At 61.3% G+C, this 9,224-nt stretch carries 7 protein-coding genes and 1 tRNA gene; 5 read left to right on the forward strand and 3 right to left on the reverse strand.

Features of this window, described 5'->3' with window-relative positions:
* The first annotated feature begins 109 nt into the window (after positions 1-109).
* Positions 110-886 carry a TSUP family transporter gene (locus LRL22_RS18450; protein ID WP_005333472.1) on the forward strand — a complete coding sequence of 259 codons (777 nt, stop codon included), beginning with the start codon at positions 110-112 and terminating at the stop codon, positions 884-886.
* A gap of 76 nt (positions 887-962) precedes the next feature.
* Here LRL22_RS18450 and LRL22_RS18455 read toward each other — a convergent pair whose 3' ends face one another.
* Positions 963-1,829 (reverse strand): LysR family transcriptional regulator, encoded by an 867-nt coding sequence (locus LRL22_RS18455; RefSeq protein WP_270906065.1) that lies wholly within the window; start codon positions 1,827-1,829, stop codon positions 963-965.
* A gap of 69 nt (positions 1,830-1,898) precedes the next feature.
* Complete coding sequence (locus LRL22_RS18460; protein WP_167574347.1) at positions 1,899-2,816, reverse strand: DMT family transporter; 918 nt, start codon at positions 2,814-2,816, stop codon at positions 1,899-1,901.
* Positions 2,817-2,984: 168 nt separating this feature from the next.
* On the opposite strand from LRL22_RS18460, the gene LRL22_RS18465 reads away from it, so the two are divergent.
* From LRL22_RS18465 to LRL22_RS18475, 3 genes are all read left to right on the forward strand, one after another.
* A complete protein-coding gene (locus tag LRL22_RS18465; RefSeq protein WP_216978884.1) occupies positions 2,985-3,863 on the forward strand; it encodes a helix-turn-helix domain-containing protein in 879 nt (292 codons plus the stop codon).
* 262 nt (positions 3,864-4,125) lie between these two features.
* Entirely contained in the window at positions 4,126-5,763 is a 1,638-nt protein-coding gene (locus LRL22_RS18470) for an ATP-dependent endonuclease (protein ID WP_270906066.1), read from the forward strand.
* 198 nt (positions 5,764-5,961) lie between these two features.
* Complete coding sequence (locus LRL22_RS18475; protein WP_088868835.1) at positions 5,962-6,681, forward strand: hypothetical protein; 720 nt, start codon at positions 5,962-5,964, stop codon at positions 6,679-6,681.
* A 94-nt stretch (positions 6,682-6,775) separates the two neighbouring features.
* Here LRL22_RS18475 and glgX read toward each other — a convergent pair whose 3' ends face one another.
* Entirely contained in the window at positions 6,776-8,839 is a 2,064-nt protein-coding gene (gene glgX / locus LRL22_RS18480) for a glycogen debranching protein GlgX (RefSeq protein ID WP_270906067.1), read from the reverse strand.
* 196 nt (positions 8,840-9,035) lie between these two features.
* Between glgX and LRL22_RS18485 the strand changes: the two genes are divergently transcribed.
* Positions 9,036-9,112, forward strand: a tRNA-Met gene (locus tag LRL22_RS18485).
* The last annotated feature ends 112 nt before the right edge of the window (positions 9,113-9,224 follow it).

Here is a 9,224-nt window from a genome sequence, read left to right on the forward strand (position 1 = left end):
AGTGGCCCGCTAGGATAGCGAACAGCCTGTGCAGCCCCCCGCACAACGTCGTTTTGGTTATATCCGGTTGCTCGACCCTTCGGGCAACCCACTCTCGTGAGGTCTATGGATGGAATTGGAACTGGTTACCCTGTTTGCCCTGTTCGGTGTGGCGCTTGTCGCCGGCTTTATCGATGCCATCGCCGGTGGCGGCGGTCTGCTGACGGTGCCGGCTCTGCTGGCGACCGGCATGCCACCCGCGCTGGTGCTCGGCACCAACAAACTGCAGAGCAGTTTTGGCTCCTTCTCCGCCACCTGGTTCTATGCTCGCAAGGGGCTGCTGGAGTGGGCCATGATCTGGCCTGCGGTGATCTGCACCTTTATCGGTGCGGCCATCGGCACGCTGGCGGTACAGACCATAGACGCCGCCATTCTCGAGCGCCTGCTCCCTTTCCTGCTGATGGCGTTTGCCTGCTACTTCTACTTCTCGCCGCGGGTAAGCGATGCCGAGAGCTCCCGCCGTCTGACTCCCATGCTGTTTGCGCTGCTGGTGGGGGGCGGTGTCGGCTTTTATGACGGCTTTTTCGGGCCGGGCACAGGTTCGTTTTTTGCCATTGGTTTCGTGGCGCTGGCGGGTTTTGGCATGGCGCGCGCCACCGCCCATACCAAGCTGCTCAACTTCACCTCGAATATTGCTTCCCTGCTGTTCTTTGCTCTTGGTGGCAAGGTGGTGTGGAGTGTCGGTTTTTGCATGGCGTTGGGGCAGTTTATCGGCGCCCGCTTTGGCTCCAAGATGGTGCTGAAAAAAGGGGTGAAGCTGATCAAGCCGCTGCTGGTGACCGTCTCCTTGCTGATGTCTGCCAAGCTGGTGTGGAGCCAGTATCCGGAGCTGTTTGCCTGGATCTGATGTGCGCCTTGCTTGCCGCATCGCAATTGTTAACGGGGCCCTCGGGCCCCGTTGTCATATCTGGTGTTTTACATGGCTAGCGCGGTGTGTCGCTGCGGTGGCGAAAGTGTTGGTGCAGGGCGCTCACCAGCCTGGCGATCCGCTCTCGTTTTAGGCTGTTTGGCCGGTAGACCAGATGCAGGGGGCGGCCCAGTCCGGGCAGTGGGCGCGCCATCTCCCCCTGTTCTCCCACCAGCCCCAGCAGGCCAGCGGGCAGCAGCACAGGGCCAATACCTGCCTTGGCCAGTTCGATGAGCGCCAGATAGGAGTCGAGCTCCATGGTGGGCTCCAATCCCATATCTGCCAGCGGTTGACGCAGGTAGCGGTTGGAGGGGTTCTCCAGATCCATGGTGAGGATCTTGCGCCTGCTTTCTGCGCTGGCTGGCGACAGGCTCTGCTGCGTTTCGCCAACCAGATAAAAGGGCTCCTCAAGCAGCAAATCGGCGCCGAGGCCATGGCCGGGTGGGAGCCGACCGGCGCAGATGCCGAGCAGGGCATCACCGCTGCGCACCCGCGCCAGAATGACCGGCGTGTGGTGGGTAGAGAGGGCAAGGTGGGGATCGCGCTCCAGATAGTCGCGCATAAAGTGGGCGAGATAACCGGCCAGCAGGGTTTCGGAGCAGGCGATGGGGAGGGGACTCTGATCCGCCAGATCCTGACTATCGGCAAGCACCCCCTTCATCTCTGCCAGACTCGGGGCCACTCGCTCAAGCAGCTCCTTGGCCTGCGGGGTGAGGCGGATCTGGCGCCCCTCCGGCTCGATCAGCTTCTTGCCGAGGCGCTGCTCCAGCTGGGCAATCCGCTTGCTCACCGCCGACTGGCTGATATAGAGGCGACTGGCCACCTTGGCCATGGTTCCTTCACTTGCCAGTAGGCTCAGCGTCTCCAGCCCTTCCAGTAACATCTCGCCCCCTTGTTTATCGCCATCAGGATCGTCACAGATTGATCAGCGCTACCTTAGGGGCTGACTGGCTCAGGAGCAAGGGTCGTTTGCTGCCTTGGCCGGTCGAATGCGCCATTCGCTCAAGGGCGGCGCGAAGATCACCAGATTGCCGATCAGGCTGATCACCACTCCGGCCACCGAGACCGGCTGCCAGACAAAGCCTTCATAGAAGGTGGAGAGGGTAAGCGCCACCAATGGAAAGAGCACGGTGGCGTAGGAGGCCTTGCTGGCACCGATGCGCCCCACCAGCGTTAGATAGGCGGTAAAGGCGATCACCGAGCCAAACAGGGCGAGGTAGACCATGGCCACCAGATAGTGGCCATCGGTCGGCACCACCAGCTGTTGGCCTAGCAATATGACCCAGCCCAGCAACAGCACCACGCCGTAAACCATGCCCCAGGGCACCAGTTGCAGTACGTGGTAGCCATGGCGTTGGCCCCGTGCCGAGACCAGATTGCCCAGCGAAAAGCAGAGGGTGCCGCCGCAGGCGAGCAGCAGCCCCTTCCAGCCGTTTGCACCCAGTTGCGCATCCGCCAGCACCGGCCAGAACAGCAGCAGGGTGCCAAAGAGCCCCAGCAAGGAGCCTTGCAGCCAGCGCAGGGTGGGGCGCTTGTTCTCGAACAGCCAGAGGTTGAGGCCGTTGAAGATGCTGGCACTGGCAAAGATCACCGCCGACATGCCGCTCGGGATATAGCGGGTGGCGTGGTAGAAACAGAGAAAATTGGTGGAAAAGAGCAGGGCACCGAGCAGCGCCGCATAGCGCTGGCCATGCCACGGCAGGCGCGGAAAGCGGCCGCTGGCGGTGAGCAGGGCAAACAGTGCCACCGCAGCCAGCAGGAAGCGGTAGAGCACCGACACCTCGATGGGGATGGGGCCAAGTTGCCAGGCGATGGCAATCCAGGTGCTGCCCCAGATAAGCACGGTGGCAAGATAGAGCATCAGGTTCATCACTGTTCCGGTGAGTCAGGGAGAGATGACCCACTATGGGGCAAGCCCTGATGGCTGGATTGCACCATCTTGCGGTTTTTCATCGCCCTGCGCTGTCATCTGCGGGCGCGGTCGGTAAGATGGGTGGCAGCGGCATAACACTTACACCGGAACAGGCGGCAGGGGCGAATGAAAACAGCAGGGGTATTTGATGCTCTGGTCAGCACCGGCGCCCGGCTGGACGACGCTTGCTGGCTCGAACCCGGGCTTGGCGTCGCCAGTTGGCGCAACTGCTATGACCAGACCCGCTATCACAAGCCGGGCCACCACACCCTGAGCGTCTATCTGCAAGGAGGCGAGCAGACCGAGCGACTCGATGGGCCGGGTGGCCACGGCGGCACCGGCAAGGTGTGCATCATGCCGGATCACCACAGATCCGAGTGGCTGGTGCGCGAAGAGTTTCGCTTCTTTCATCTCTACTTCACCCCGGCTCACCTCACCCGTATCGCCGAGGAGGTGTGTGACAAGGAGGGGCGCCACCTGCAACTGGTGGACAAGACCTTTATCGACGATCCGCAGGCGGCTTCGCTGGTGCAGCGCCAGTTGATGCAGCTTCAGTGGCAGCAAGGGGTCGATCGGTTGGCACTCTCCCACGGCGCCTGGATGTTGATCCTCCACGCCTATCGCCACCACACCGAGGAGGCTCCCGGTCTGCCGCCTCTGCGCGGCGGGCTGGCGCCCGTGGTGATCAAGCGGGTGCAGGAGTATCTGCAGGCCCATCTGGCCGATTCGGTCACGCTGGCAGAGCTGGCCCAGCAGGCGGGGCTGAGCGAGTATCACTTTGCCCGCATGTTCGGCCAGAGTCTCGGCTGCCCGCCCCACCGTTACCTGCTGGGGCTGCGGCTCAAACGGGCCAAGCAGCTGTTGACTGGCCCCGAGCCGCTGGCCAGCATCGCCAGTCAGTGTGGCTTCTCTTCGCAGGCCCATTTCGGTAATCGTTTTCGCGAGGCGTTTGGTTTGACGCCGGGGCAGTGGCGGGCGCAATTGTCATCTTCCCGTCACAGATAAGCCTGAGACTTTGGGCAAAAGAGGTGTACTCTCTACCACTTATCCATTGAAAGGAATGCCCATTGAATTATCGCAAACGTCAAATCCGTACCCGTCACCTTTGGTTCAGCCACTGGAATGCCCCGCAAGATCGCACCGCTGTTGTTACCCCTCCCGAACCTGCAGTGCCTCACAGTTCACGTTGAAAAAGCCCGGCTGCCGATAGGATTTTCCAGTTAACTTTGCCACTATTGCTCAATCTGAGTGACGTGGACATTGCAGGATGTTTCTGGAACGTATTGAAGTAAAAGGTTTTCGCGGTATAAATCGTCTTTCGCTCGGGTTGGATCACACCACAGTGCTGATTGGCGAGAATACCTGGGGCAAGTCGAGCCTGTTGCGCGCCCTCTGGTGTCTGCTGGGGCAGGATGCCGAGCCCTATCAGTTCACCGCCGATGATTTTCACCAACCGGAAGATCCCGAGCTGGCCCCTTCGCGTCATCTGCAACTGGTGCTCACCTTCAGTGAGCACAGGCCACAAATGTGCCAGCATTCTCGCCGTCTGGCTCGTCTTGGCGCCTCCTGGGTGCTGCACAAGGACAAGTTTCATCGCATCCACTATCGTGCCAGTGCCGAGCTGCAAGCTGATGGCTCTGTGCTCACCATTCACGACTTTCTCGACGGGGTGGGCAAGAGCCTGCCTATTGCCAATACTAACGAACTGGTTAGCCTGCTGATCACCATGAACCCGGTGTTCCGGCTGCGGGACGCTCGCAGTGCCCGCAACGGGGTGGAAACCCTGCAGTGGGGAGATCTCTCGGAGCACAGACTCAGTGAACTGGCCGACAAGCTGATCGATGAGCCCCAGCGCATCGGGGAGCCGGAGTTGAAGGAGGCGCTGCAAGCAGTGCGCCAGCTGATGGATCACTATTTCAACGCTCTGGCCCCCATCAAGAACAAACCGCGCAGCCAGCGTGACATCATCAATCGTCCCATGACGTTGCGCAATCCTGGCAACCTGCACACCCTGCTGCGCCATGCCGATAACCGCACCCTGCAACTGGCGATGGCCGGGATGGCGGCGACCCTGCTGCAGGCGCGAGGCAATCGCGAGCTGGAGGAGGGGGCCCGTCCCATCATGATCCTAGAGGATCCTGAGAGCCGGCTGCACCCGACCATGCTGGCGCTGGCGTGGGGGCTGCTGGAACAACTGCCGGGCCAGAAGCTGCTCACCACCAACTCGGGAGATCTGCTCTCTTCCCTGCCGCTCAATCAGGTGCGACGACTGGTGCGCCGTCAGCAGGATATCCTCTGTCACCAGCTGGGGGGCGAGCGTTACAGCAGCGACGATCTGCGCAAGATCGCCTTCCACGTGCGGATCAATCGCCCCATGTCGCTGTTTGCCCGTTGCTGGCTGCTGGTGGAGGGGGAGACCGAGATCTGGCTGCTCTCCGAGCTGGCCCAGATCTGCGGTTACAGTCTGCGGGCCGAGGGGGTGCGGATCATCGAGTTTGCCCAGTGCGGCCAGTCGCCGCTCATCAAGGTGGCGCGAGATTTTGGCATCGAGTGGCACTTGCTGACCGATGGTGACGAGGCGGGGCTCAAGTATGCCACCTCGGCCCGGGGCCAGCTCAAGGGAGAGCGGGAGCGGGACCGACTGACCCAGCTCCCTGCCGCCGACATCGAGCACTACCTCTATCACAACGGTTTTGAAGCTGTGTTTCGTCGCGAGGCCGGGGTGGGCGGGCGCGCCATGTGGAGCGCCAGTCACATCATCAACAAGGCTATTCATCACCGCAGCAAGCCGGGAATGGCGCTGGCGGTGGTGGAAGAGGCGGAGCGGCTCGGCGCCGAGCATATTCCGCCGGTGATCCGCCAGATGTTTGCCCGGGTGGTGGCGCTGGCCCGCGGTCAGGGCTAAAGCCAGCGCTACATCCCGTCCCTATGGACATGGCTGCCAGCAGGGCGCCCTTCAAGGTGGGCCCTGCTGGCGGCAAATTGCCCCGGATTGTTTGCCCACGATTGTTTGTCGCGATTGGGGATATCCGCCGGTTTGGGTATACTCGCCCCTCTCTGGCGCCCCGGTGGCGCACCTCGAATCTTTACTGCTGGAGGCGTCGTGTTCGTCCAACTCCCTTTTTGGCTCTTTCCCCTCACCGGATTGATGGCGCTTGGCGCCCTGATCGCCCTCGGTATCGTGCTGTGGCGCGGTGATATCTGCCCTGGCCAGCGCTCGCGCATCAGTCAGCAGCTCTTCTCCATCTGGGTCATTACCGCGCTCTCCCTGATGCTGGCGGTCGAAGCCAAGGCGGCCAGTTGGCTCATCTGGAGTGGTGGGGCCGCACTGGTGCTCGGAGTCGGCTTGTCACTGGCCCAGTCACGGCTGGAGGGCAAGCGTTCAGTCCCCTCGACACTGCTCTGGCTACCGGCGTTGCCGCTCGCTCTCTATGGCATCGGGCTGCTGCAACTGCAGGGCTGGGTGAGCGGTCTGCTGCAGATGGCGATGCTGGGAGCGGCCTTTGCCCACCTGATGCTGCTGCGGGCCCGTCATCGTCTCAAGGCATTCAACACCCTGTTGCCGCTGGCCGGTCTGGTGGGGGCGATGGCCAGCCTTGTCTGGCTGGCAGTGCTGGTGGGCTGGCAAGGGGGTGAGGCCAATCTCGATGCCCTGATCCCGGCGGTGGTGACCCAGGCAGCGTTGCTGGTGGCCTCTCTGCTGCTCTGGTTCAGCCCGCTTTACTTGCAGCGTGATACCGCGCCAGTGGTGGTCTCTACCTCCCTGTGTGGCCTGCTGATCGCCCAGATCGCCGCTACCAGCGTGTTGCACCAGCTGATCTGACACTGGTGCTGAAAAGAGAAAGCCCCGAGCCAACACTCGGGGCTTTTGCATATCTGGCTTGCAGGTATCGCTGCTATCAATTCACAGCAATCGATCAATAGAAATCGTCTGCCCCGCAGATAAAGAGGCAACTGCTGCGCGGCTGGGCGAGATACTCCCGGGTCAGCCCCTCCAGCGGCATGCCGAAGGTGCAGATATCCTGCGGCGAGGGGAGGGCGGTATCGAGGATCCGTCGCCAGTAGCCGCCGACCCCCTTTGGCGGGCTCGGCAGGTTGAAGGTGAGGGGCTCCCAGTAGGCGTTGAACAGCACATAGAGCGCCAGCTTGGTTTCGCTCGACAGCGCCGACATGGCGATGGCGTGGGAGTGGGGGCTGAAATCCGGTTGCCCGGCGTTGACCCCGTGCCAGCAGATCTCGCTGTGGCGCAGGATCTCGGTGAGCGACAGCGGCATGCTCTCCTGCTCCGGGCGCTGGAACAGGTGCTTGCGGTACTGGATCAGCTCCTTCATAAAGCGGAACATCTCCTGACTGCGGGCATTGGGCAGCCAGTTCATCCAGCAGGTGGCATTGTCCTGACAGTAGCCGTTGTTGTTACCCCGCTGGGTGCGCAGCAGCTCGTCTCCCATCAGCAGCATGGGGGATCCCACCGAGAGCAGGGTCGCCACTATCATGTTTTTGGCCTGGCGCATCCGCAGGGCGTTGATCTGGGGATCTTCCGTTACCCCTTCGTGGCCGTGGTTCCAGCTGAAGTTGTGATCGCAGCCATCACGATTCTCCTCCCCGTTGGCCTCGTTGTGCTTGCTGTTGTAACTGGCCCAGTCCCACAGGGTAAAACCGTCGTGGCAGGTAACGAAGTTGATGCTTTTCTCGGGATCAGCGTGGTGATAGTGGTAGATGTCGGGACTGCCGCACAGCCGCTCGACAAAGGCGGTGACGCTGTTGTCATCCCCGCGCAGAAAGCGGCGCACATCATCCCGGAACTGGCCGTTCCACTCACGCCAGCGGGCGCCGGCGAGTGACCCCACCTGATAGAGTCCCCCCGCATCCCAGGCCTCGGCAATCAGCTTGATGTCGGCGATGTTGGGGTCGGTATCTATGGTGCGCAGGGTCGGCGCATTGGCCTGCGGCTGACCCGATTCATCCCGCGACAGAATGGCGGCCAGATCAAACCGAAAGCCATCGACGTGCATCTCCTGACGCCAGAAGTGGAGGCTGTCCATGATCATCCGCAGCACCACCGGATGGGCGCCGTTGAAGGTGTTGCCGCAGCCCGAATAGTTGGTGTCCTTCTGGTTGTTGTCGAGGATGTAGTAGGCCTCGTTGTCGATGCCGCGAAACGAGAAGGTGGGGCCATCATCACCCCCCTCGGCGGTGTGGTTGTAAACCACGTCCAGGATCACCTCGATATTGGCCTTGTGCAGCGCCTTAACCATGTCGCGAAATTCGGTCAATGGATCATCTCCGCAGGCGTATTGGGCGTGCGGAGCGAAAAAGGACATGGGGCTGTAACCCCAGTAGTTGGAGAGTCCTTTGGGCGCATCCTGAGGATCGAACTGGAACACCGGCAGCAGCTCGACGGCGGTGACACCGAGAGATTGCAGGTAGGGGATCTTCTCAATCAATCCGAGATAGGTGCCACGCAGCACCGGATCGACCCCGGAGCTCGGGGACTTGGTAAAGCCCCCCAGATGCAGCTCGTAGATCACTGAGCGGGAGAGGGAGTGAGCGGGCAGTTTGTCTCCTTCCCAGTCGTAGTGGCGAGTATCGACCACCTTGTTCTTGGCGCAACAAGCCAGATTGCTGCCTGGACGGGCCGCCGCCCATCGATCGTAATTGGTGCCAAGCTCGATGCTGCGGCCGTAAGGGTCGAGCAACACCTTCTCGGCATCGAAGCGGGTGCCGCCATATGGGCGCCACGGGCCCTGAATGCGATAGGCATAACGTTGCCCGACCGAGATCCCCTCCACATGGATATGCCAGTAGTAGGCGGTGCGGTTGAGGCGCGGGGAGAGGGGGATCACCTCGGGGGTCGCATCGTCTGCGCTTGCGAAGAGCAGTAGTTCGACCCGGCTGGCGAGGCGTGCCCAGATCGCGAAGTTGACGCCGTTACTGTCGGGTGTGGCCCCCAACTGACGGCAGTGACCGGCGGAGATGCGCATATTCTACCTACCCAAAATGAGGAGTGTTCACCTTATTGAGTGTAGTGCCGGATGCCTGGCAAGGACTCGATTGCCTGAAAAAACAGCATGATGCTGCTAATGACCGCACTATTTGTCCGATTAATCTACGAATAAACTTTTTTTGAGATATTTACTTGCAATCTGTGCGCTGGCGCCTATTATTGGCGACCTCAGACGCGGGGTGGAGCAGCCCGGTAGCTCGTCGGGCTCATAACCCGAAGGTCGTCAGTTCAAATCTGGCCCCCGCAACCATCTGAGATCCTGACTAGTCAAACCGGTGTAACCGGTTGGTGGAAAAGGAGAAATCGAACTGGCTACTGCTCGGCCATTTCGAGAAAAATTCGGACGCGGGGTGGAGCAGCTC

Origin of the sequence: Aeromonas sp. PI_26 (genome assembly GCF_027854445.1) — a bacterium.
Taxonomy (GTDB): domain Bacteria; phylum Pseudomonadota; class Gammaproteobacteria; order Enterobacterales; family Aeromonadaceae; genus Aeromonas; species Aeromonas veronii.